The organism is Ensifer sp. EB106-03-01-XG145 (assembly GCF_058792075.1).
The window spans coordinates 365,151-388,171 of sequence record NZ_JBYTEC010000002.1; the positions used below are offsets into that span (position 1 = coordinate 365,151).

19 protein-coding genes and 1 riboswitch are annotated in these 23,021 nt (G+C 63.3%); of the genes, 9 read left to right on the forward strand and 10 right to left on the reverse strand.

Annotated elements, in window-relative coordinates:
- Positions 1–2 precede the first annotated feature (2 nt).
- Positions 3–839, forward strand: coding sequence for a universal stress protein (locus AC3WWH_RS10285; protein ID WP_058322923.1), 837 nt, complete (start codon positions 3–5; stop codon positions 837–839).
- 50 nt (positions 840–889) lie between these two features.
- On the opposite strand, the gene AC3WWH_RS10290 is transcribed toward AC3WWH_RS10285, so the two are convergent.
- Positions 890–1,339 (reverse strand): pyridoxamine 5'-phosphate oxidase family protein, encoded by a 450-nt coding sequence (locus tag AC3WWH_RS10290; RefSeq protein WP_057251770.1) that lies wholly within the window; start codon positions 1,337–1,339, stop codon positions 890–892.
- Between the two features lie 249 nt (positions 1,340–1,588).
- Between AC3WWH_RS10290 and AC3WWH_RS10295 the strand changes: the two genes are divergently transcribed.
- Together AC3WWH_RS10295 and AC3WWH_RS10300 are read left to right on the forward strand one after the other, a co-directional pair.
- Positions 1,589–1,972 carry a hypothetical protein gene (locus tag AC3WWH_RS10295; RefSeq protein ID WP_058322924.1) on the forward strand — a complete coding sequence of 128 codons (384 nt, stop codon included), beginning with the start codon at positions 1,589–1,591 and terminating at the stop codon, positions 1,970–1,972.
- A gap of 48 nt (positions 1,973–2,020) precedes the next feature.
- The gene (locus tag AC3WWH_RS10300; RefSeq protein ID WP_058322925.1) at positions 2,021–2,806 is read left to right on the forward strand and encodes a transporter permease; all 786 of its coding nucleotides are present in this window, start codon (positions 2,021–2,023) and stop codon (positions 2,804–2,806) included.
- Positions 2,807–2,848: 42 nt separating this feature from the next.
- Here AC3WWH_RS10300 and AC3WWH_RS10305 read toward each other — a convergent pair whose 3' ends face one another.
- On the reverse strand, positions 2,849–3,331 hold the full coding sequence (locus AC3WWH_RS10305; RefSeq protein WP_058322926.1) for an Lrp/AsnC family transcriptional regulator: 483 nt from the start codon (positions 3,329–3,331) through the stop codon (positions 2,849–2,851).
- Between the two features lie 161 nt (positions 3,332–3,492).
- Between AC3WWH_RS10305 and AC3WWH_RS10310 the strand changes: the two genes are divergently transcribed.
- The 3 genes from AC3WWH_RS10310 to AC3WWH_RS10320 are packed head-to-tail and all read left to right on the forward strand — an operon-like array spanning position 3,493 to position 7,157.
- Positions 3,493–4,698, forward strand: a complete 1,206-nt coding sequence (locus tag AC3WWH_RS10310; RefSeq protein WP_058322927.1) for a diaminopropionate ammonia-lyase — start codon at positions 3,493–3,495, stop codon at positions 4,696–4,698.
- 3 nt (positions 4,699–4,701) lie between these two features.
- Entirely contained in the window at positions 4,702–5,877 is a 1,176-nt protein-coding gene (locus AC3WWH_RS10315) for a M20 aminoacylase family protein (RefSeq protein WP_156433122.1), read from the forward strand.
- Between the two features lie 29 nt (positions 5,878–5,906).
- Positions 5,907–7,157, forward strand: a complete 1,251-nt coding sequence (locus AC3WWH_RS10320) for a Zn-dependent hydrolase (protein ID WP_058322928.1) — start codon at positions 5,907–5,909, stop codon at positions 7,155–7,157.
- A gap of 224 nt (positions 7,158–7,381) precedes the next feature.
- Here the strand turns inward: AC3WWH_RS10320 and AC3WWH_RS10325 are convergent, their stop codons facing one another.
- The 4 genes from AC3WWH_RS10325 to AC3WWH_RS10340 form a co-directional block, all read right to left on the reverse strand.
- Positions 7,382–7,930, reverse strand: a complete 549-nt coding sequence (locus AC3WWH_RS10325) for a hypothetical protein (protein ID WP_492376975.1) — start codon at positions 7,928–7,930, stop codon at positions 7,382–7,384.
- A gap of 213 nt (positions 7,931–8,143) precedes the next feature.
- A complete protein-coding gene (gene thiC, locus AC3WWH_RS10330; RefSeq protein ID WP_058322930.1) occupies positions 8,144–9,964 on the reverse strand; it encodes a phosphomethylpyrimidine synthase ThiC in 1,821 nt (606 codons plus the stop codon).
- 90 nt (positions 9,965–10,054) lie between these two features.
- Positions 10,055–10,183: riboswitch (TPP riboswitch) on the reverse strand.
- Between the two features lie 95 nt (positions 10,184–10,278).
- Positions 10,279–11,643, reverse strand: coding sequence for a sigma-54-dependent transcriptional regulator (locus AC3WWH_RS10335; protein WP_058322931.1), 1,365 nt, complete (start codon positions 11,641–11,643; stop codon positions 10,279–10,281).
- Between the two features lie 3 nt (positions 11,644–11,646).
- Positions 11,647–13,515 (reverse strand): sensor histidine kinase, encoded by a 1,869-nt coding sequence (locus tag AC3WWH_RS10340; RefSeq protein WP_113399025.1) that lies wholly within the window; start codon positions 13,513–13,515, stop codon positions 11,647–11,649.
- 228 nt (positions 13,516–13,743) lie between these two features.
- Here AC3WWH_RS10340 and AC3WWH_RS10345 point away from each other — a divergent pair, with 228 nt between their 5' ends.
- The gene (locus AC3WWH_RS10345) at positions 13,744–15,069 is read left to right on the forward strand and encodes a dicarboxylate/amino acid:cation symporter (RefSeq protein ID WP_113399026.1); all 1,326 of its coding nucleotides are present in this window, start codon (positions 13,744–13,746) and stop codon (positions 15,067–15,069) included.
- Positions 15,070–15,148: 79 nt separating this feature from the next.
- Here the strand turns inward: AC3WWH_RS10345 and AC3WWH_RS10350 are convergent, their stop codons facing one another.
- On the reverse strand, positions 15,149–15,868 hold the full coding sequence (locus AC3WWH_RS10350) for a helix-turn-helix transcriptional regulator (protein WP_058322933.1): 720 nt from the start codon (positions 15,866–15,868) through the stop codon (positions 15,149–15,151).
- Between the two features lie 90 nt (positions 15,869–15,958).
- Between AC3WWH_RS10350 and AC3WWH_RS10355 the strand changes: the two genes are divergently transcribed.
- Entirely contained in the window at positions 15,959–16,570 is a 612-nt protein-coding gene (locus AC3WWH_RS10355; protein WP_058322986.1) for a glutathione S-transferase family protein, read from the forward strand.
- A gap of 72 nt (positions 16,571–16,642) precedes the next feature.
- Here the strand turns inward: AC3WWH_RS10355 and AC3WWH_RS10360 are convergent, their stop codons facing one another.
- Entirely contained in the window at positions 16,643–17,143 is a 501-nt protein-coding gene (locus tag AC3WWH_RS10360) for a hypothetical protein (protein ID WP_113399027.1), read from the reverse strand.
- 476 nt (positions 17,144–17,619) lie between these two features.
- Here AC3WWH_RS10360 and AC3WWH_RS10365 point away from each other — a divergent pair, with 476 nt between their 5' ends.
- Complete coding sequence (locus AC3WWH_RS10365) at positions 17,620–18,522, forward strand: hypothetical protein (RefSeq protein ID WP_113399028.1); 903 nt, start codon at positions 17,620–17,622, stop codon at positions 18,520–18,522.
- Between the two features lie 148 nt (positions 18,523–18,670).
- On the opposite strand, the gene AC3WWH_RS10370 is transcribed toward AC3WWH_RS10365, so the two are convergent.
- Positions 18,671–19,594: a response regulator transcription factor gene (locus tag AC3WWH_RS10370; protein WP_058322936.1), complete on the reverse strand. Its 924-nt coding sequence runs from the start codon at positions 19,592–19,594 to the stop codon at positions 18,671–18,673.
- Positions 19,587–22,973 (reverse strand): ATP-binding protein, encoded by a 3,387-nt coding sequence (locus AC3WWH_RS10375; RefSeq protein ID WP_113399030.1) that lies wholly within the window; start codon positions 22,971–22,973, stop codon positions 19,587–19,589. Before AC3WWH_RS10375 ends, AC3WWH_RS10370 begins: the two co-directional genes overlap by 8 nt.
- Between the last annotated feature and the right edge of the window lie 48 nt (positions 22,974–23,021).

Below are 23,021 nucleotides of genomic sequence, written 5' to 3' on the forward strand. Positions count from 1 at the left end.
CGATGACATACAAGACCATTCTCGCCGTCGTTGGTGTCGATCATTCCGTGGAGCATCTGCGTTCGGCAGCACAGGTCTGTGCTTCCGCAAACGCCCACCTCTCCCTGTTGATCGTCAAGCTCGCCGCCTCACCGCCGATCGGCGATTATGCCGCCGCCATCTCCATTGATTGGCTGAACGAGCGGCAGCGTGACGTCGACAAACTCGAATCCTGTGCGGAAAGAGCTGTTGATGTTCTCACCAAGGAAGGCATCTCGTTCGGCGTCGAGACGAAATATACCGAGGTCGCCTGGGCCGATGACGAGATCGGCGAGCGTGCGCGTTACGCCGACCTGACGCTGGTCGGCGATGGCCTGATGCTGGACCCGGAACTGCGCGCCCGCACCATCGACGGGACGTTGTTCAGCTCCGCGCGCCCAGTCCTCATCATGCCCAGGGGAAAGACCGTGCGGCTTGATCCGAAGACCGTGGTACTCGCCTGGAACTCCAGGCTGGAAGCCGCGCGCGCGGTGCGTGAAGCGCTCGATCTGCTGATCGGAGCCGAGACCGTCTACGTCACGATGGTCGACCCCCGTTCCGCCTATGGCAAGAACGGTGAGGAACCGGGCGCCGATATCGCCGGTTATCTCGCCCGGCACGGCGTTTCCGTCTCCGTCGAGAGACTACCGAGCGGAGGGCATCGGGTCGACGACGTGATCAATCGGTTCGCATCGGATGTTGCGGCCGACCTGATCGTCATGGGTGCCTATGGGCACTCCAGAATGCGTGAACGCGTCTTTGGCGGCGTTACCCGTTCGATGCTCGAAAACGCCGTGGTCCCCGTGCTCATGGCGCATTGACCGGCAGAGCCCGGAACGGCGCGCAGCATTTGCCTGCGCGCCGACAATCGTTAGCCGGCAGAGGCGGCACGTCCGGTCACATCGTCGATCTCGATTTCGAAAAAGAGATGCGGCGATGCGCCTGCAACCGGCTGTTCACCGGGCTTCAGGCCGCCCGGTTCCCACCAGTTGATGCGCTGTTCGAGAAGCGACCAGGCATTCATGCGCTCGCGATGCCATTGCTTGGTGTCCGGCAGTTCCTGGTAGCGGCCGTGGATGACGACGCTTCGCCAATTCTGCCGGTCCGTTGCCGTGTCGACCTGTACGCACACACGCGGATTGGCGCGCATCCAGTCTATCTTCTGCCCGGGCATCGAAAAGCTGTAGAGCCGGTTGGCGGCCAAAGCATATTGGATGGGAACGATATAGGGTTGGCCATCTCGGGTACAGCCCAGGCGGGCGATATGGTTCTCAGCGACGAGGTCGAGACATTCCTGTCGCGTCATTTCTCTGATCAACATGAGGCGCTCCTCTTCTAAAGAGATCGTCCAACCGTCAGTCTCCGCCGACCAGGTATCTTGGCATTGATCTCGCTCAAGTCTCGTCGATTTCGACTGCGTCCGCCGCCTAGGCACGGCCGGCGAGAAGATCCTTCTGCACGGGAATACACTTCGCCACGCTCCGTTTTCCCTCCAACGAAATTCAGCCCGATGGCTTTCGTGCAGCGCGGTTGCTGCGCGCAAGCGCGGTGCCAGCAAGGGAGCGCAGCCATGACCGCCAGCCCGGTGATCGCTTCGGAAAAGGACCTCATCATCATGACAGCCGCGGGAACGGACCGCATCGATGGCCATATGCCCGTGAGCCAGGTGCGTCTGCTCGTCGGGGCGATGCTCGTGGTCTTCGCGGCCGTGCTGATCTTTCTTTCCGCTGACGGACTGCTGCTTTCGATGCGGCTGGCGCTTATGGTGTTTGCGACGACGCTCGTCTGCTGGACAGTCTTCGACCTGCCGGAGACACCGGTCGCGCTTGCCGGGGCGGCGGCACTTGCCGTCACGGGTGCCGTTGATGAGGAGGCGGTCTATGGCGCGCTCGGCAATGATATCGTCTGGTTGATGCTGGCGGCATCGGTGATTGCAGCCGTGCTCCAGGCATAGGGCCTCGTTGAGCGGCAGGCTTTCCTGCTGCTCGCCCGGTTCCGCGATGTGAACAGGCTGTTCTGGGTGGTGACGCTCACGATCTTTGCAACCGCCTTCGTCATTCCCTCGACCTCGGCGCGGGCGGCGATCTTCATGCCCGTCTTTCTCGCGCTTGCTTCAACCATTGGCCGCCCCGGTGTCACGCGGGCGCTGGCTCTGTTGTTCCCTTCGGTGATCCTGCTTTCGGCGGCAGCATCGCTGACGGGCGCCGGCGCGCATCTCGTCGCGGCCGATTTCATTCGCCGCAGCGGCGGCGAAGCACCGGGCGTTCTCGGCTGGGCACTTCTGGCGGCACCCTTCGCGCTTCTGACAAGCCTGATTGCCTGTGGCCTGATCCTGATGGCGATGGCGGCTTCGCTGCTCGTTGTCGTCGGCGGTGCCGGTGGCTATCTGCTTCGCGGCGGCGGGTTGGCGGACACCGGTGAGGTGCGCATGGCCGGCTCTGTTGATCCCATGCTCTCCGCTATCCTCGACCAGGCGGCTTCGGGAGAAGAAATCGCGATTGGCGAAGGGCAGCGGACGGTCCGACTGGTGTCGGCATTCGAACTCGCCACCGGCCAGCTCTGCCGCGAGTACGAGTTGGCGCAGCCCGGTGAGCCCGCTCTCGTCTCCGTGGCATGCCGGAAGACGTCGACATGGCAGACGCGGCTGACCGTCGCCAAGCCCGAAGGCGGAGACGGGTACGCGCCCGCCTCGTCGCTCGAAACCGTCGACGCCTTTCTGACATTGATCGGCGCAGGACAGCCGCTGGATGCGGAAGCGGAGAAAAAGGCACTCACGGGCTCGAAGTAGTGGAACAACGCCATTTAAACGGCGATCGCACGTGGCATCACTCTAGATCGGCACCGACAGGCCGACCTTGACCGGGTCCATCGTCACGAAGGTGCGGAATCGCTTGATATTCGCATTGCCGAAGAACATCCGCCGCGTAAAGGCTTCATAGTCGGCCATCGTCGGCACGATGACGACGAGCATGAAATCGACATCGCCGGTCACGTAGTAGCATTGCTGCACCTCGGGCGCGGCGGTGAATGCCGCCTTCGCCGCGTCGAGCAGGGCGATCTGCTCGCTCTCGACCTCCACCTCTACCAGGATCGTCAGCGCCTGGTTGACGCTGACCGGGTCGATCAGCGCGACATTGGCGCGGATGACGCCGGTTTCCTCCATGCGCTTGATCCGCCGCTGGACGGCCGGAGCGGATAGATTGACCGCTTCGCCTATCTGGCGCTGCGGCGTCGTGTTGTCCTTCTGCAGAATGGCGAGGATCGCGAGGTCGAAACGATCCAGTTCGACCTTTGGTTTTTTCGAAGGGGCCATCTGGTGCCTGTCGGTTCCTGTGTCTGGAGCAGGCCGAAAGCGGAATACGGCGCTCGTTGACGACCTGATCAGCTTTACAAAATTGCATTCGTGCCGACCATTTAGAGCGCATTTCTCGTCCGTGATGAAATAGATATTCGCAGGTCTACGGAGATTGCATCATGTTCCTTGCCAATACCCATGCCGATTTCGGTCACCATCTGCTGTCCGAGGATGCGGATATGCTGTCGCTCGCAGCCGCCGCTGACGTCGAGGCGCAACTGGCTCGGCGCGCCGATCATCGGCCTACGCCGCTTCATGCCTTGCCCGCCTTGGCCAGCGAGCTTGGCGTTGCCGGTGTCTCCGTCAAGGACGAAGGCCATCGCCTGGGGCTCGGAAGCTTCAAGGCGCTTGGCGGCTCCTATGCTGTGATCCGTCTGGTGATCGAAGAGGCGGAACGGCGTCTCGGGCGCAGCCTTGATCTCAATGACCTCGATCAGCCCGAGGTCCGGGCGATTGCCGGGGCGATGACCTTCGGCTGCGCAACCGATGGCAATCATGGCCGGTCCGTCGCCATGGGCGCCCGGCTCGTCGGTGCGAGATCGGTAATTTTCGTGCATGCGGGCGTCAGCGAGAAACGCATCGAGGCGATCGCTCACTATGGCGCCGAGATCGTTCGTGTGGCCGGCACCTATGACGATTCTGTCCACGAGGCCACGCGGGTGTGCGGCGAGAATGGCTGGACCGTGGTTTCCGACACATCCTGGCCCGGCTACGAGTACATTCCCGGCCTGGTGATGCAGGGCTATACCGCGCTCCTCAGCGAGGCGTTGCGGCAGATGAAAGAGCCGCCGACCCATGTCTTTGTGCAGGCGGGTGTCGGTGGTATCGCCGCCGCCACCGCGGGACATCTGGCCTTGCGCTATGGAGCGGAGCGTCCGTATTTCGTCGTCGTCGATCCCGCGCGGGCCGCCTGCCTTTACGAAAGCGCCAAGGCCGGGCAACCCGTCAAGGTGCCACATGGCGAGCCGACCATCATGGCGATGCTCGAATGCTACGAGCCGTCGCTCGTTGCCTGGCGTATCCTGTCCCGCGTGGCCGATGCCTTCATGACCGTCGATGAAGAGGACGCCGTTTCGGTCATGAACCGGCTCGCGCGCCCGAAGGGGGCTGACCCGGCGATCGTCGCCGGTGAGAGCGGTGGCGTCGGGCTGGCCGGGCTTCTGGCGGTTGCCCGTGATCCGGCGTTGCGGGAAGCGCTCGGATTGACCGCACAGTCGCGCGTCTTCGTTATCAATACCGAGGGGGCCACGGATCCCGAGCGTTATGTCGCCTTGGTGGGTCTGTCGCCTGAGACCGTCGCGAACACACCGAACGAAAGAGGGTGACCCATGGTGGGAATGGACATTGATCGGCTTGTCGAGGATATGACCGCCTGGCGCCGTGACCTGCACGCGCATCCGGAATTCGGTTTCGAGGAGCAGCGCACCGCATCCTTCGTCGCGGCGAAGCTTCGGGAATTCGGGCTCGACGAAGTGGTGGAAGGCGTCGGCGGCACCGGTGTCGTCGGCCGGCTGAAACGCGGCAGTGGCAATCGCGCCATCGCGCTTCGCGCCGACATGGACGCGCTGCGGATACTGGAGCAGGGAGAGCAGTCCTATCGCTCGACCCGGCCCGGCATCATGCATGCCTGCGGCCATGACGGTCATACGGCGATGCTGCTCGGTGCTGCGAAACTGCTGGCCGAAGACGGCGGCTTCGACGGCACGGCATGCTTCATCTTCCAGCCGGCCGAGGAATGGGGCAAGGGCGCGCTCGCGATGCTCGACGACGGCCTGATGGAGCGTTTCCCCTTTGATGAGATCTATGGCCTGCACAACATGCCGGGGCTGCCGATTGGCCGCTTCGAGACCCATGTCGGTGCGATCATGTCGGCCGAGGACAATTTCGAAATCGTGCTCAAGGGTGTCGGCGGACACGCGGCGCGGCCGCATTGGGGCAATGAGACGCTTGTCGCGGCTTGCGCTACCGTCGTCAATCTGCAGACGATCGTCTCGCGGCGCCTTTCGCCGACCGATATCGGCGTCGTCTCGGTGACTGAACTCTTGACCGACGGCACGCGCAATGCCTTGCCCGGCCTCGCCCGGATCCTCGGCGATGCCCGCAGCTTCCGCCCGGAGGTCAGCGCCAAGATCGAGGCGGAGATGCGTGTGATCGCGAAGGGTACGGCGGATGCCTATGGCTGCGAGGTCGAGGTCTCCTACACGCGCGAGTTCGTGCCGCTCATCAACGACCCGGCCTTGACCGGCCACGCCTTTGCTGCGGCGGAAGCGGTGTTCGGGCCTGAGAATGTCGCGACGGCCGCTGAACCGATGACCGGTTCGGAAGATTTCGCGCGCTTCCTCGACCACGTGCCGGGCTGCTTCGTCTTCATCGGCAACGGCGAGACGTCGGCGCCGCTGCACAATCCGCGTTACGACTTCAACGATGACGCCCTGATCTTCGGCGCGCGCTACCACGCCGAAATCATCCGGCAGAGACTGGCGCCGACTGAGCCCCGGCCATGACCCGAAATCCGCATGAAAGCAGGACGGAGATGCCATTGCATACCATCGACACCGCGCGCCTGACCGGGCGCATCCGTGAGCTTGGCGAAATCGGTCGCGATGCCCAAAGGCAATTGACCCGACTGGCCGGATCGGACAACGACAAGGCTGGCCGCGATCGCCTCGTCGCCTGGCTAGAGGCTGCCGGGCTCGACGTCGCTGTCGACCGCATTGGCAACATCTTCGGCATCTGGTGCGGCGAGAGCAACGCTGACGTGGAGCCCATCATGCTCGGCTCGCATATCGATACGGTCATCAATGCCGGCATCTATGACGGCTGCTACGGCGTGCTTGCCGCGCTCGAAGTGATCGAGACGTTAAGAGAGCGCGGCGTGGCGCCGGCCCGACCGATCGTCGTTGCCGCCTTCACCAACGAGGAGGGCGTGCGCTACGCACCGGACATGCTGGGCTCGCTGGTCCATGTCGGCGGTCTTTCGGTCGAGGCGGCGCTCTCCACCGTCGGTACCGATGGCACGATGCTGGGCGAGGAGCTCGAACGGATCGGTTATGCCGGCGACGCCGAGCCGGGCTTCCTCAAGCCTCATGCCTATGTCGAGCTGCATATCGAGCAGGGGCCGGTGCTGGAGCGGGAAGGTTTCGCAATCGGTGCCGTTGAGAGCCTGCAGGGCATCTCCTGGCAGCGTATCACCATCGACGGTGTCGCCAATCACGCCGGCACGACGCCGATGGCGATGCGCTGTGACGCCGGGCTTGCGGCCGCCCGCATCGGCCTTTTCCTGCGCGATCATATAACCCGCTCGAACGCTCCGAGCGTCGCGACCATTGGCACCATGCGGTTTGAGCCGGATGCGATCAACGTCATCCCGTCGCGCGCAACCTTCACCGTCGACTTGCGCGACCCGGATGAGGATCGGCTACAGGGGCTCGAAGCGGCGCTTGCGGATTTCCTCCTGCGTGTCGCCGCTGAAGAGGGTGTCGAGATATCGGTCGAGCGCCTTGCGCGTTTCCAGCCGGTCGCCTTCGATCTGGGCATTGTCGCCACGATCGAGGCTTCGGCGAAGGCGCGCGGCCTCAAGAGCCGGCGCATGACTTCGGGCGCCGGCCACGATGCGCAGATGATCGCACGCATCGCGCCGACGGCGATGATCTTCGTGCCGAGTCGCGATGGCATCAGCCACAATCCGCGCGAACACACGGAGGCGGATGATCTGGTTGCCGGGGCGAATGTGCTGCTCGATGTCGTCGAGCGGATTGCTTGCAGCGGCTGGAAAGGCAGTTAGGAATACGCGCGGCGAGAAAGACGATGCTCTGTATCCGTAACTCCGCCACCACACTCCGGCAGGTCGTGATCGGGATAGACATTTCTCGAATGTAAAGCTCTGACGCCGGCTGAGCTGGTTCTCGCGGGTCAGAACCCGTTCCTACACGCACATCCGGAGTCCGGCTTCGAGAAATGGCGTAGGTCCCCCTCCGTTGCGACGAAGTTGACCTGTCTTCAAGGCTCTCATTTCGTGTCAACGGTCTTCTGCCGGGCAGACGATTCAGGCTGGCTCCGTTCGAAGCGCCTTTCCGGCGTCTGGCGGAAAAGGTTAAGGAAATTGCTGCCGCCGTGCCAGACCTTGCCGCTTGGTCCGTAATCCCGTGAGTCGCGCAAGGATGAGTGGGGCTCGCTGTGGCTATCGCTGTCGATGACGGCAGCACCTCCGCCGCCTGCGCCGGTACCGCCGGGAACGCCGCCTACGCCGCTGCCGTCACCGGTGCCCCAATCGCCACCACCCCCATCGCCGCCACCCCCCCCATCGCCGCCACCCCCATCGCCACCACCCTCTGTGCCGTTGCTTCCGCCGCTCCCGACGTTTTCGCCACCTTGGTCGCTGCCATCAGTGCCATTTTCACCATTCCCGACGCCGACATCGTCGTCCGCATGGGCGGCGGAAATCCAGGAAAAACCCGTGGCAAAACTCCCGCTGTCGTTAAGGCGTGGCAGAACTCCAGCGAGTGCCACAAGGCCGCCTATCGACAGGGCCGTCAGTCTCAGCAGGCGTGTCCTCAAGTCATTCTCCTCGTAAACGGCGTTATTTTCGTCGTCCTGCAAGAGCGCCGCAGAGGACAGCAGCTTGGCGTGAATGACGGGTCCGCCGGCGGCGACTTTTGCGTGAACCTTACATATCGTTCAACCGATAAGGGAGCAAGCTATTCCCCCAGGGCCCAGCATCCGCCTTGCCGTCGGAAGGGACTACGAGGCGTCCCTCCCGACGTGTGCGCTTTAACTCTGAGCTTCGACCTCAGCGACCGGCATATAGAGGTCGCCACCCTCGCGGTATTTCGCGGCCATTGCCTCCAGCCCCTCCTTCTGTGCCTCGGCGCGGATGTCGTGCGAGATCCGCATCGAGCAGAACTTCGGGCCGCACATCGAGCAGAAATGCGCGACCTTGTGCGCCTCCTTCGGCAGCGTCTCGTCGTGGAAGTTGCGGGCCGTCTCCGGGTCGAGGGAGAGGTTGAACTGGTCCTCCCAGCGGAACTCGAAGCGGGCGCGCGACAGCGCGTCGTCGCGCACCTGTGCGGCCGGGTGGCCCTTGGCGAGATCGGCGGCGTGGGCGGCGATCTTGTAGGTGATGACGCCGACCTTGACGTCGTTGCGGTCGGGCAGGCCCAGGTGTTCCTTCGGCGTGACGTAGCAGAGCATGGCGGTGCCGAACCAGCCGATCATCGCAGCGCCGATGCCGGAGGTGATGTGATCGTAGCCCGGTGCGATGTCGGTCGTCAGCGGGCCGAGCGTGTAGAACGGCGCCTCGCCGCAGACGGCAAGCTGCTTGTCCATGTTCTCCTTGATCTTGTGCATCGGCACGTGGCCGGGGCCTTCGATCATCACCTGACAATCCTTGGCCCAGGCGATCTTCGTAAGTTCGCCGAGCGTCTCCAGTTCGGCGAATTGCGCGGCGTCGTTGGCGTCGGCGATCGAGCCGGGGCGCAGGCCGTCGCCGAGCGAGAAGGAGACGTCATAGGCGCGGCAGATGTCGCAGATCTCCTCGAAATGCTCGTAGAGGAAGCTTTCCTTGTGGTGATGCAGACACCACTTGGCCATGATCGAGCCGCCGCGGGAGACGATGCCGGTGACGCGATCGACGGTGAGCGGGATGTAGTGCAGGCGTACGCCAGCATGGATGGTGAAATAATCGACGCCCTGTTCGGCCTGCTCGATCAGCGTGTCGCGATAGACCTCCCAGTTGAGGTCCTCGGCAATGCCATTGACCTTTTCCAGAGCCTGGTAGAGCGGCACGGTGCCGATCGGCACCGGTGAATTGCGGATGAGCCATTCGCGGATGTTGTGGATGTTGCGTCCGGTCGAAAGGTCCATAACCGTATCGGCGCCCCAGCGCGTCGCCCAGACCATCTTCTCGACCTCCTCGGCCATCGACGAGGTGACAGCGGAGTTGCCGATATTGGCGTTGATTTTCACCAGGAAGTTCCGCCCGATGATCATCGGCTCGGATTCCGGATGGTTGATGTTGGCGGGCAGGATCGCTCTGCCGCTGGCGATTTCCTGGCGCACGAACTCCGGTGTCACATGGTCGGGGATATGGGCGCCGAAGCTTTCGCCGTCGCGAGCTATCGCGCGTGCCGCATCGCGGCCGAGGTTCTCGCGGATCGCCACGAACTCCATCTCCGGCGTGATGATGCCGGCGCGGGCGTAGGCAAGCTGCGTTACCGCCTTGCCGCCAGTCGCCTTGAGCGGCGCGTGCTGGAACGGGAAGGTCGGCGTCAGCCGGTCGCCGCTGGCAAAACCGTTGTCTTCAGGACGGACGATGCGCCCCTCGTAGGTTTCCACGTCGCCGCGCCCGACGATCCAGTTGCGACGGAGTCGCGGCAGCCCCGCCTCGATGCTGATCTCCGCATCGTCGGCGGTATAGGCGCCGGAGGAATCGTAGACGGTAACCGGCGGCTCGCCGGAGGTCGGGTGCAGCGCGATCTCGCGCATCGGCACGCGGATATCCGGGTGGAGGATGCCTGATTTGTGGACCTTGCGGGAGGCGGGAAGCGGGCCTTGGGTGACCGTGAGAGGGGTGGGCTTTGTGGCAATATTCATGACGAGGCTCCAAGTTTGCGATTGGAGACCCAGTTCTGATGCCGGAAGGATGAAAGACGCTCCGCCAGGTGCTGGACGCACGGAATCCTGGCTTCGATATCTGCACCGTCCCTACGCCAGTATGAACTGGATCAGGTTCAACGGGTCACTGCGCCACAGCCGGTAAGCCGGCCATCCAGCAGAATCTCAGCCCCTTGCGGGACCCCCCTGGTGAATGCCCAAGAGATAGCCATCGAACGGCACGGGTCGTCAAGCGCGAATTCGCACGTCGACGAAGATGCAATTTTTGGGTGTATTTTGGCCGCTGACGAGAGTTAGCTGCCGGATTTTTCCGGAACGCCGCGCTCCGCATAGTCGGCTCGGTTGATGCCGTGGCGCTGGAGCTTGTCGTAGAATGTCTTGCGCGGAATACCGAGCGCCTCGATCGTCGCCTTGACGTCGCCGCGCTGGGCGCGAAGCACTTCCTTCAGGATCTCTGCCTCGTAGCGTTCGAGCCGTTCCGGTAGCGCGAAACCCGGCTGTTCTGCTGGCGCAACCGGCTGTCCCAGCGGGCCTTCGACGCCGAGCGCCACGCGTTCGGCAAAATGTGAGAGTTCGCGCACATTGCCGGGCCAAGCATGGGTCATCAGGTGTTGCTGCACTGCCGGCGAGACGTGAGGCACGTCGCGCTTGAAGCGCTCCGCCGCCCGCGTCAGGAAGTGCGAAAAGAGCAGCGGGATATCATCGCGGCGCTCGCGCAGCGGCGGGATCGACAGGATCACGACGTTCAATCTGAAGTAGAGATCTTCACGAAAGTCCCCGCGCTGCGCCGGATCGCCGAGATCGATCTTGGCAGCCGCGATGACCCTGATATCGACGGGGCGCACCTGATTGGTGCCGAGTGGCGTGATCTCGCGGGCTTCGAGTACGCGCAGCATCTTGACCTGGGTCGCCGGCGGCATCGCTTCGATCTCGTCGAGGAAGAGCGTGCCGCCGCTCGCATGCTCGATCCGACCAATGCGCTTCTTCAGGGCGCCGGTGAAAGCACCCTGTTCGTGACCGAAGAGTTCGCTTTCGATCACCGTTTCCGGTAGCGCGCCGCAGTTCAGCGCCACGAAATTGCCGTTGCGGCGCCGGCTCCAGTTGTGGAGCAGTGTCGCGACCACCTCCTTGCCGCTGCCGGTTTCACCGGCGACGAGCACGTCCACATCCGTGTCGGCGATGTGCCGGATCGTCTGGCGCAAGCGCTCCATGACCGGCGTCTGGCCGATCAGCGGCAGGCTGTCGCCGGCCGTTTCGGCCGCCCGTTTCAGCGCGCGGTTCTCCATGACGAGCCGTCGCTTTTCCAGCGCGCGCCGCACGCTTTGCACCAGCCGGTCGGCGGCAAAGGGTTTTGGGATGAAGTCGTAGACGCCATCCTGCAGCGCCTGAACTGCCATCGGGATATCGCCGTGGCCGGTCACCAGAATGACCGGCAGGTCCTTGTCGAAGGTAGCGATCCGGCGAAAGAGCTGCAGCCCGTCGATGCCGGGCATGCGGATATCACTGACGACAATGCCATCGAAGTTCGCGTCGAGGGTTTCCAAGGCTTCGGCGGCGCTCGCAAGCGAAGTGACGTCGAAACCGGCGAGCTCCAGCGTCTGCTTCATCGCCTTGCGCAGATCGTTGTCGTCGTCGATGAGGCAGACGGATGGCTGCATCGCTCAGGCCCTCTTCAGGCGAACCGTGAAGACGGTGCCCTTGTCGCTGGTTTCGACTGATATCTCGCCGCCATAGTCGGCGACGATCTCCTGGGAGATGGCGAGTCCAAGGCCGAGCCCTTCGTCCTTCGAGGTGTTGAAGGGGGTGAACAGGTCCTCGCGGATATGCTGTGGGATGCCGGGGCCGTTGTCGGCAACGACAAGCAAGACGGTGTCGGAGGGACCTTCCTCACAGCGCACGCGGATCTCGGCATCGCTGCGCTCGCCGAGCGCCTCCAAGGCATTCTGCAGCAGATTGATCAGGACCTGTTCAAGACGGATGCGGCTGCCGTAAACGCTGAGCCCGTTTTCCGGCAGGTCGATGATGATTGCATCCATGCGGCCGGCAAAGCGGCTGCGAAGCAGCATCAAAGCGCCCTCGATTACCTCGCGCATCGGCGTCGGCTCGGCGACGAAGCGGCCCTTGCGGGCGAAGCTGCGGAGCTCGTCTGTGATCGTGCCGACCCTTTCGGTCAGTTCCGCGATGCTGGCGAGGTTCTCCACCGCCGTTTGCTGCTGCCCCCGGTCGAGGAAGGTGCGGGCATTGTCGGCATAGGCGCGGATCGTGGCGACCGGCTGGTTGATCTCGTGGGCGACGCCGGCGGCCACCTGGCCGAGGATCGCCAGCCGGTTTGCCTGAACCAGTTCCTGCTGCACCGCCTGCAGCTTCTCGCCGGTGCGCCTGTGGTCGGCAATCTCCGTTTCGAGATGATCGCGCGCAAGGCTTAAGTCATGGGTGCGCTCCGCCACGCGGCGCTCCAGTTCATCGCGTGCAGCACGCTCCCTGGTCGCAACCAAGGTCAGGGCCTGGCGGCGACGCAGGAGAAAGGCTGCAAACGCGAGCAGCGGCACGACCACGGCCAGCGCAATCAGCCGGGCCTCGCGGGTTGCCGCCGAGACCGCACCATCCAATGGCGCCAGTTGCTCCAGCCGCCAGTTCGTGGTCGGAACCATGGTTTCGACCCGCAGGAACCGCCGCTCGCTGTCGCCGGGCAATAGCGCCCGCAACTCGCTGGAGCCGTCGCTCGTCGGCTCGATGTCGCGGAACGGCAGCGGCAGCAGCGAGGCATCGCCGAATTGCAGGCTGTCGCGGATCGCGGCCACCCGGTCGCGCGGAATGGTTCTGGTGGTCATGAAGCGCCAGGACGGGAAACTGGTGATGAGCACGATGCCGCGCCGGTCGGTGACATAGACAGGCTTGCCGGAAGCGAGCCACTCCGCTTCCACATCGTCGAACTCGAGCTTGGCGACGACGACGCCGATCGGGCCGTCCTGCCCCTGGACCCGACGCGAGATGTAAAGGCCCGGCCGTTTGCTGACCGTACCCATGGCGAAATGCTCCGCCTTGCCGTCCCGCATCGCCATGCGGAAATATTCGCGGAAGGCGTAGTCGTTGCCGACGAAGCTCGTCGGCTCACGCCAATTGCTGGCGGCAACCGCAACGCCGTCGGTGCCGATCACATAAATGACGGCGGCGTCCGTGTTGGCGGCAAGTGCCTGCAGTTTCTCGTTCAGCCGCTGCAGTGCCTGATTGTTGTGAGTCGAAAGCGCGGCCTTCACCTCGACGTCGTCGGCCAGCACCAGCGGCGTCGAGCGTTGGCGTTCGAGCACGGCGCGCAACAGCGACGCCTTCAGATTGGCATCGATCCGGCTCTGGGCGTCGACCGTTTCGAGCGCCTGGCTGCGTCCATACTCGCCGGCAAGCAGGAGGGCGGCGACAAGCAGGACCACGGCGAAGCCGGCGAACACCAGCCAGCTGCGGCGCATCGACCGGTCGAGATCTGCCAGATTGAGGGGGGCGAATGGGGCATTGAACATGGCGCGATTGTGCATTTTTTCGCTCAGACTTCCAGGTGGCCTGTGCGGAAATCCGCTCAACTCTTTGTGCGTGTCGAACCGTATGAACGAAACATCCACGTCGATTCAAGGGCTTGGCTCTCGCCGCAGAGAATTGGCACGCCCGTTGCAAATGACATCCTCATGACAGCCCGAGCTGTCGCGCATCGGAAATTGACCCGGGAGGCCCGGCATGACGCCGGACTGGGTCCAGTGGAGGATATCATGATTATCGACCAATCCGCGGAACCGCGCGGCAAGACACCTTTCTATCGTCATCTCTATGTCCAGGTGCTGGCGGCGATTGCCGCGGGCATCCTGCTCGGCCATTTCTATCCGTCGCTCGGCACCGAGCTTAAGCCGCTCGGCGATGCCTTCATTCGCCTGGTCAAGATGATCATTGCGCCAGTCATCTTCCTCACGGTCGCCACCGGCATTGCCGGCATGACCGATCTCGCCAAGGTCGGCCGCGTCGCCGGCAAGGCCATGATCTACTTCCTGACCTTCTCGACGCTGGCGCTGATCATCGGCCTGATCGTCGCCAATGTCGTTCAGCCGGGCGCCGGCATGCACATCGATCCGGCATCGCTCGACGCCAAGGCGGTGACGACCTTTGCCGAGAAGGCACATGAGCAGACGATCGCCGGCTTCCTGATGAACATCATCCCGACGACGCTGGTCGGTGCCTTTGCCGATGGCGACATCCTGCAGGTGCTGTTCATCTCCGTGCTCTTCGGTCTCGCGCTTGCCATGGTCGGCAAGAAGGCTGAGCCGGTCGTCGATTTCCTGCACGCGCTGACGCTGCCGGTCTTCAAGCTCGTCGGCATCCTGATGAAGGCCGCTCCGATCGGCGCCTTCGGCGCCATGGCATTCACCATCGGCAAATACGGCGTTGCCTCGATCGCCAATCTGGCGATGTTGATCGGCACCTTCTACTTGACGTCCTTCCTCTTCGTCTTCCTGGTTCTCGGCGCCGTCGCCCGCTACAATGGCTTCTCGATCATCGCGCTGATCCGCTACATCAAGGAAGAACTGCTCCTGGTTCTCGGCACATCCTCGTCGGAAGCGGCACTGCCGGGCCTGATGAGCAAGATGGAAAAGGCCGGCTGCAAGCGCTCGGTCGTCGGCCTGGTCATCCCGACCGGCTACTCCTTCAACCTCGACGGCACCAACATCTACATGACGCTGGCGGCCCTCTTCATCGCCCAGGCCATGGACATCCCGCTGTCGCTCGGCGACCAGGTGCTGCTGCTGCTCGTCGCCATGCTGAGCTCCAAGGGTGCTGCCGGCATCACCGGTGCCGGTTTCATCACGCTGGCCGCAACGCTCTCGGTCGTTCCCGCCGTGCCGGTCGCCGGCATGGCGCTGATCCTCGGCATCGACCGTTTCATGTCGGAATGCCGCGCACTCACCAACTTCGTCGGCAATGCGGTCGCGACGATCGTCGTTGCGAAGTGGGAAGGTGAACTCGATGAAGCGCAGATGGCAGCTGTCCTCGGCGGTCGCGCGCCTGCCGCCCTTCCGCAGCCGGCATTGCAGCCGGCCGAATAAGGTTGCCTCCCAAGGCATGACTGCCTAAGCGCAGTCCGAACGCGGCCCGTGGAAACACGGGCCGCGTCGTCGTTTGGGCTCATCGCCCGCTCAGCTTCATCTTCGGCCGGTCGGGCGCACTACCGTTCAAGTAGGCGATGAACTCTCTCAGCATAGGCACTCGGCGAGGGCGGAAGCTCTCTTCAGTCATGCGGATATCGACGACGCGATCGACGCGAAACTTGCGATAGCCCTCTCTGAGGCAGCACCAGGCGAGCAGCACCAGCACCCGCTCCAGATAGACGATCGCCAGCGGCAGCACCTGCCGGTCGGTCCTCTGTTGCCCAGCGTCCACATAGCCGATGACGACCGCGCGCTCCTGCCAGCAGGCTTCGCGCAGCAGGCTGACATCGGCCACCGGTGGATCCCGGCGCTCGAAGCGATAGACCTGTGATGCGGCGTGCAGCGCCTGGCGCTGCAACCGGTCGGGCAGCGTCGCCGTGATCTTCGAAAGCACAGCGCCTGCCGCGGCCGCAAGATCAGGCTCGCCCATGTGCTGCACTTCGGCGAGGCCGAGCACCAGCGCCTCGATTTCGAGTCGCGTGAAGGTCTGGGGTGGCAAGGCAATGTCCTCGGTCAGCCGGTAGCCGAAGCCCCGCTCGCCATCGATGACGGCGCCGGCGGCACGCAGGCTGTCGATGTCCCGGTAAAGCGAGCGCAACGACACACCGGTCTCTTCGGCGAGCCGAGCGGCCGTTACCGGGGAAGGGAGGGTGCGCAGCGCCTGCAGCAGGCGGAACAAACGATCACTACGGGCCATGACTGAAGATAGACGAAGCCTACTGACGGAAACTGACAGTTGGGCAACTGTATAGGTTTCGCATTCGCAAACGCAACCGAGGACTTCATCATGCTGACGCTCTTTCACGCCCCGCGCTCGCGCTCGTCGCGCATCATCACGCTGCTTCGCGAACTCGACGCCCTCGACAAGGTCGAAATCAAGATCGTCGACATCACCCGCGGTGACGGCAGTGGCCGGAAGGACCCGGCGAACCCGCATCCGGAAGGCAAGGTGCCGCTGCTCGTCCATGACGGCGTCGTTTTGTGGGAAAGCATTGCGATCATTCAGTATCTGACCGATCTCTTCCCGGAAAAGAAGCTGGCGCCGCCTGTCGGCGACCCGCAGCGCGGCCGTTATCTGAGCTGGCTTGCCTGGTACGCCGGCGTCGTCGAGCCGGTGCTGATCATGCAGGCGGCAGGGCTTTCGCACCCCTACCTGGATACCACCTTCCGCGGTCCGGAACAAATGGCACAGCGCCTTGAAAACGCGCTGAAGGACAGGCCCTATCTGATGGGCGAACACTACTCGGCGGTCGACCTGCTGCTGCATTCGCCTTTTGCCTGGTATCCTGCAGCGACACCGGACAGCGAAGTCGTCAAGGCCTGGGTCGAACGCTGCGGGCAGCGCCCGTCGCTGCAATGGACCGCCGACTACGACACTCGCACCGCGGCTGCAGCCTGACGGTCACTCACTCCCGGTGGGTCCTCGACAGGAGCCGCGAGGGCCCTTGTCCGGGCGAGGCAACGTTCCAGCTCATTTTCGTTTGAGATTGATCTCGCTCGTCACGATCCGCTTGCCTGAGGCGGGATCGACGTCGATCGTCGTCAGTTGCATGCCGTTGGTGCCGATCTTACGCAGGGTGAGATCGGCGCGGCGGTCGCCGTTGACTTCCTTGGCCCAGCGAATGGTTAGAATGATCGCGTCGCCGCGGCGGCTGCCGTTGAGACCGGCACGGCCGCCGCGAGGGCCGAGATAGGAGCCGCTATAGGTCGAGCCAGTATAGCGCAGTTTCGCGTCGACAGATCGCGAGATCAATAGCAAGCCGCGGCATACACCCTCCATCGACAAGGCGAGACCACTGGCCTCGGAACTGAAATTGCAGGAGACATTGATCGGCGACATGTTGGCGCGGATGCGGACCGTTCCAGTGCCTGCCCAATTGCCGTCAAGCGTTTTCAGGAACGCGCCCTCGTCTGCCCGTGAGCCGCTCGCGGGCGTCAAGGTGAGTGCAATCATCAGGACCCATCGCCACATGCCTTTCGCCTCCCCTCTTTCGTGGATGCTACAACACCCCGTTGCTGCACACGAGCGTCAACGCAGCATGCGGCAGCGAAGTTCCTCAAAGCTCCTTATCCGACCAGATCTCTCGACCAATCAAATCGGGCAGCACGTCCACGCAGCGATCAAAGGTAGAATCCAGGTCCGTTGCTGGTTCCAACGTCCCCGTTTTACCGTTGATCCCCGAATCAGCGTTTCGCGCTCGCGACCCCGTAAAAGCCGATAAAGACTTCGTTACCTTCGAAGAATAGACCTCGATCTTCACTGCCGATGCGAATTAGGTATTGTTCGTAGGGGTGCGAGGGGAGCTGGGTTATGTTCAGTGTCACATGTTTTTTGCTTTCTTCAACCACTCAGAGTGGCCAATCCTGCATAAAGCCACGCACTAACCACCAGGTCATTTCAAGCGGCAGCAAGCAACAAACAGCAGATGCGCTGTCAGGCTGGTGCCTATGACGGCGCGACTGGAAGTCGTCCCGTCCCCGGACGGCGGAACGCTGTTGACGCCTGCGCGGCTCGTCGGCGATCTGCTCTTTGCGGAGGCGTTGCGGCAGGCGGCCCTTCATATGGTCGCGGTGCATGACGCCGCTCCGCGTATCGTGCGCTATACTGCCAGCTTGAGAAAATGGCTCCTCACACAAGCCATCCTAGCGTTGCATTTCGAGCGTCTGACCGATCCATCTCGCCCTGAGCTGACGGCGGCAAAGCTGATCGACTTTATCGCCGCCAACAGCGTTGCCAGCAAAAACACGGCGGCGGCGCACCTGGCCGAGATGCGCAACTATCGCCTGCTGCTCGATGCGGAACAGGGCAGCAACAGGCGGATCAGGCCGCTGATCGTTTCCGATGTCGCCGAGGGCCTGATCCGACAGTGGTTCGAGGGGCACCTTTCGTCGCTCGACATGCTCGACGAGGGAACACGGCTGGCGCAGTCACAAACGCAGCCGGTGTTGATGCACCATGCACTGCCGCGTGCGACGCGGCGGCTCATCGCGGACCGCGCCTGGTGCGATCCACCCGAAAGCATCGCCGCCTTCGTCTCGACGGAGTCGGGGAGCAACATCCTGCACGATCTGGTGGCGCGGCTGCCGATGGGCGCTTTGTCCGATCAGCGGATTTGGGTAGGGCCTCTGAAGCTGAGCGAAATTACCAGCCGCTACATCATCTCGCGCACCCATGCGCAAAGGGTTTTCGCGCGTGCCGGTGACCTGGGCGCACTCGGCTGGGAGAACCCCGGCAGCCGCGGTCCTCTCTGGATTTCGCGTGGACTGGTCGACGATTACCGTCATTGGCAAGCGGTCAAGTTCGCAGCGCTCGATGAAGCCTTCGCCTGGGCAACGTGGCAGACAAAGTGAAAGGCGTGGCGGCCCCGCGCGTGCAGATTGTTTAAGTTGCGATGCGTAAATCGATCGGGCTGTCGCTCTCAGGATTTGCTGACCTGTCCTTAGCGCTGGACACGCCGCAAACGGCAAGGAACGGACCGGAAATCGAACCCTAGCCTGCCTATAGGCCGTGCAGAACCTGCGTTGCCTTGACGGCGGCCGATGCCCGGTTCTCGACGCCGAGCTTCACATAGATCTGTTCCAGATGCTTGGTCACCGTACGCGCGCTCAGGCCCAGGATCTCGCCGATGTCGCGGTTCGACTTACCCTTGGCGATCCAGAGTAGTACCTCGGATTCCCGCTGCGTCAGCGCGAAGTGCTGGCGCAGCATTTCGTCGTCCGTCAGCCGGTTCTCGGCCGTCAGGCGGAACAGATATTCGTTCGGGCCGATGCCGCCGAGATAGGATATCTGCAGGCCCGATTGGCCTGGCTCATCGAGCGTGAAGCTTTCTTCGTGAGAGGACGGTCCCCGATTGCGGTTTTCCATCCAGCGCGCGATACGTTTCGTGACCGTACTCAACCCATCGTCGCGGCCGGTTGCGGCATTGACGAGGCGGGTGGCCTGCGGGGTCGACCAGCAGATGCTGCCATCTGTGCGCACAGCCAGGAGATGGCGCCCGGCCGCATCGAGCGCGACGCGTGCGCTCTGGGCGGAGCGCGCGTTGGAGAGATGGACGCGGATGCGTGCCCGGAGCTCGTCGATGTTGATCGGCTTCGTCAGATAGTCGACGCCGCCGGCTTCAAGGGCGCGGACAACATGCTCTGTCTCGGTCAATCCGGTCATGAACAGTACCGGCGTCTGGCCGACGGCGGCGTTGGCCTTGAGGCGCCGGCAGGTTTCGAACCCATCCATGCCTGGCATGACCGCGTCAAGCAGAATGACGTCGGGAGTAATGCGCTCCGCGATCGAAAGCGCGGCGTTGCCCGACGTTGCGATCAGCGCGGAGAAGCCCGATTGCTCGAGCGCTTCGGTCAGGAAGCCGAGGGCTTCTGGCGAGTCGTCGACGAGCAGAACGATGTCGCGACGGTCATAGGTCTCAGCCACGGGCGTCGCCTCCTTCTTGGGTGCCGTTCCTGAGGAAGGCGTCGTAGCCGGAAAGATCGAAGGCCTGCACATAGGTCCGCGCCTCCTCGACAAAGGATAGGTGTTCGGGTGCGAGCGCGATCTCCGTCAGCTTGGCCTCGATGCCCCTGATGTAACCGATCTCGCCGAGGCGGATCAGTTCCTGCACATGGTGAAGATCCGGACGCGTCATCGATCGGACCGTTGGCGCGGCATGCGGCGGCTGTTCCTCGTCTTCGTGGATCCAGGTCAAGGCGAGATGCACCGCAAGTTTGTCGACGAGTTGGCCGACGACGAAGGGTTTGGCGAGCGTGTCGTTGTGGCCGGTGAAGGCGCCAGTGGTCGAGCCATCGCCGATATTGGCCGACAGCATGATGATCGGCGCCGTTTGTCCTGCTTCACGCAGCCTGGCGGCGAGTTCCCAGCCGTTCATGCCCGGCATCGAGATGTCGATCAGGAAGAGGTCAGGGCTGACGTCCGCAAGGAGGGACAGGCAATCGGCCCCGGATGGGATTGCGAAGACCGTGAAATCCATGGGCACCAGGATTTCGCGCATCAGCGTGCGATGATCGGCATTGTCGTCGACGACGACAATCGTGCGCCGTGAGCCGAGATAGGAAGTGACGCGCCGGACGGGTGCCGCGAGCGCGGGACGGTCGACGGCCGAAAGCATCAGCCGGACGCGGAAGGTGGTGCCTTTGCCAAGCGTGCTCGTGACGGCGATTTCGCCGCCGAGCGTCTGCGTCAAAAGCCGGGTGATCGTCAGGCCCAGCCCGAGGCCTGGCATGCTGCCTTGATGCTCGGCCTCGCCGCGCTGGAAGGGGTCGAAGATGCGTGGCAGATCCTTGTCGGCAATGCCGCGGCCGCTGTCGATAACGGTGAAGGTCGCCACCTGGCTTCGATAGGCGACATCCAGGCGGATGCCGCCACGCTCCGTGAATTTCAGCGCGTTGGAGAGAAGGTTGACGAGGATCTGGCGCAGGCGTTTCTCGTCGGTCTTCACATAACGCGGCAGACCGGCGGCGCGCTCATGCTCAAAGGCGATGCCTTTCGCCTGCGCCTGCGGCCGGAACATTTCGACGATCTGGTCGAGGAAATCGAAAATGTTGATCTCGTTGGAATAGACCTGCAACTTGCCCGCCTCGATCTTGGAGATATCCAGCAGCCCGTCTATCAGGCCGGAGAGATGATCGGCGCTGCGCTTGATCACCTTGATCGCGCCCTGTCGCGCCGGCGGTATGGTCTCGTCGCGCTCAAGCACCTGGGCATAGCCGAGCACGGCGTTGAGCGGCGTTCGGAGCTCGTGGCTGAGGCCGACGACATAGCGGCTCTTGGCACGGTTGGCGGCCTCCGCCGTCTCTTTCGCCTGCTGCAGGGCTGCATCGGTCTTCTTGTGGGCGGCGATTTCTTTCAGCAGCAGCGTGTTCTGGCGGGAGGATTCTTCTTCGGCCACCACGCGGCTGTCATGGGCGAGCACATAGAACCAGGAGACGATGCCCGCGAGCACCGCAAAGACGAAAAAGACGATGGCGACGGTACGCTCGACCACCGCGGCGCTTTCCGGAGAAGCGCCGGCGGTCTGATGCGCGATCATTGCCAGGATCAGGCCTATGCCGGCAATCGAGAGGATCGCCGAGATCGCATAGCGACCAAGGCGCGTTGCCAGCTTTTCAGTGATGGCGCGCGGCAGCAGGGTGTTGGCGACGGTTGCGACCTGGGTGTTGAAGCGCGCCTTCGGCTTGCACATGTCGTGGCAGCGACTGTCGAGCGAGCAGCAGAGCGAACAGATCGGCGCCGCATAGGCGGGGCACCAGGCCATGTCCTCCGGCTCGAACGGATGTTCGCAGATTGAGCAGGTGATCTCGGTCCGGTTGGCCCAGCTCCTGCGCGGCTTGCGGGCGAGGTAGAATTTGCCATCGGTCAGCCAGGCGATCAGCGGAGAGGCGATGAAGGCGACGACGAGGGCAATATAGGGGGCAAGCGAGGCGGCAATTTCACCGAAGGCGCCGAAATGCGCCGTCAGGGCCACTGTCGCCGAGATCGCCATGGCGCCAAGGCCGACTGGGTTGATGTCGTAAAGATGCGCACGCTTGAATTCGATACCGGGCGGCGACAGGCCGAGCGGCTTGTTGACGAAGAGGTCGGCCGAGATCGTGCACAGCCAGGCCATGGCGATGATCGAGAAGACGCCGAGTGTTTCCTCAAGTAGCCGGTAGATGCCGAGCTCCATCAACAGAAGCGCGATCGCAACGTTGAAGATCAGCCAGACGACGCGGCCCGGGTGGCTATGCGTCAGTCGCGAGAAGAAGTTCGACCAGGCGAGCGACCCGGCATAGGCGTTCATGACGTTGATCTTCAACTGCGACACGACGACGAAGGCGACCATCAGCAGGAGGGCTGCCGTTTGCGACGGGATCATGTAGCCGAAGGCGGTGTAGTACATCTGTGCCGGATCGGCGGCCCTGGTCGAGGGCACGCCGCTCGAGAGCGCCAAGACGACGAGGAAGGAGCCGGCGAGCAGTTTTGGCGCGCCGACGATCACCCAGCCAGAGCCGGCGAGGAACACGGCGATGCGGTGATGCAGCTTGCGCTGCCCGTCCGGCGGCAGGAAGCGCAGGAAGTCGACCTGCTCGCCGATCTGCGCCATCAGCGCGAAGATCACGGCAGACGCCGCACCGAACTCGACGAGGTCGAACGAGGCGATCGTGCCCGGTGGGCCGGACGCATGGTGGATGCCGGAATAGGCGAGCCAGGCGCCAACTTTCTCCCAGTCAGCAAGGGCGATGAAGACGAAAGGCAGGATGTTGAGCACGATCCAGAAGGGTTGTGTCACCAGCTGGAACTTGCTGATCAGCCGTACGCCATGGGTGACGAGCGGGATGACCATGACGGCACTGATGATGTAGCCGATCCACAAGGGGATGCCGAGCGCCAGTTCGAGCGCGCCTGACATGATCGAGGCTTCGATCGCAAAGAGGATGAAGGTGAAGCTCGCATAGATCAGCGAAGTCAGCGTGGAGCCGATATAGCCGAAGCTGGCGCCGCGGGTCAGAAGATCGATGTCGACGCCATGGCGGATGGCATAGCGGCTGATCGGCAGGCCGACCGTCAGGATCATCAGGCTCGCAACGACAATAGCGACGATCGCATTGGTGGTGCCATAGGACATGGTGATGGCGCCGCCGATCGCCTCCAGCGCCAGAAAGGAGATTGCGCCGATGGCTGTCTGCGAAATGCGTTCGGAGGAAAAACGGCGCGCGCTTTTGGCGGTGAAGCGCAGCGCATAGTCTTCGAGCGTCTGGTTGGCGACCCAGCGATTGTATTCACGCCTGACGGGAATGATGCGCTGGCGTGCCGCCATGGGGTTCCTAACGTGCCTTCAAGGGAGCCTCTGCCGTTTTTCTTAGCA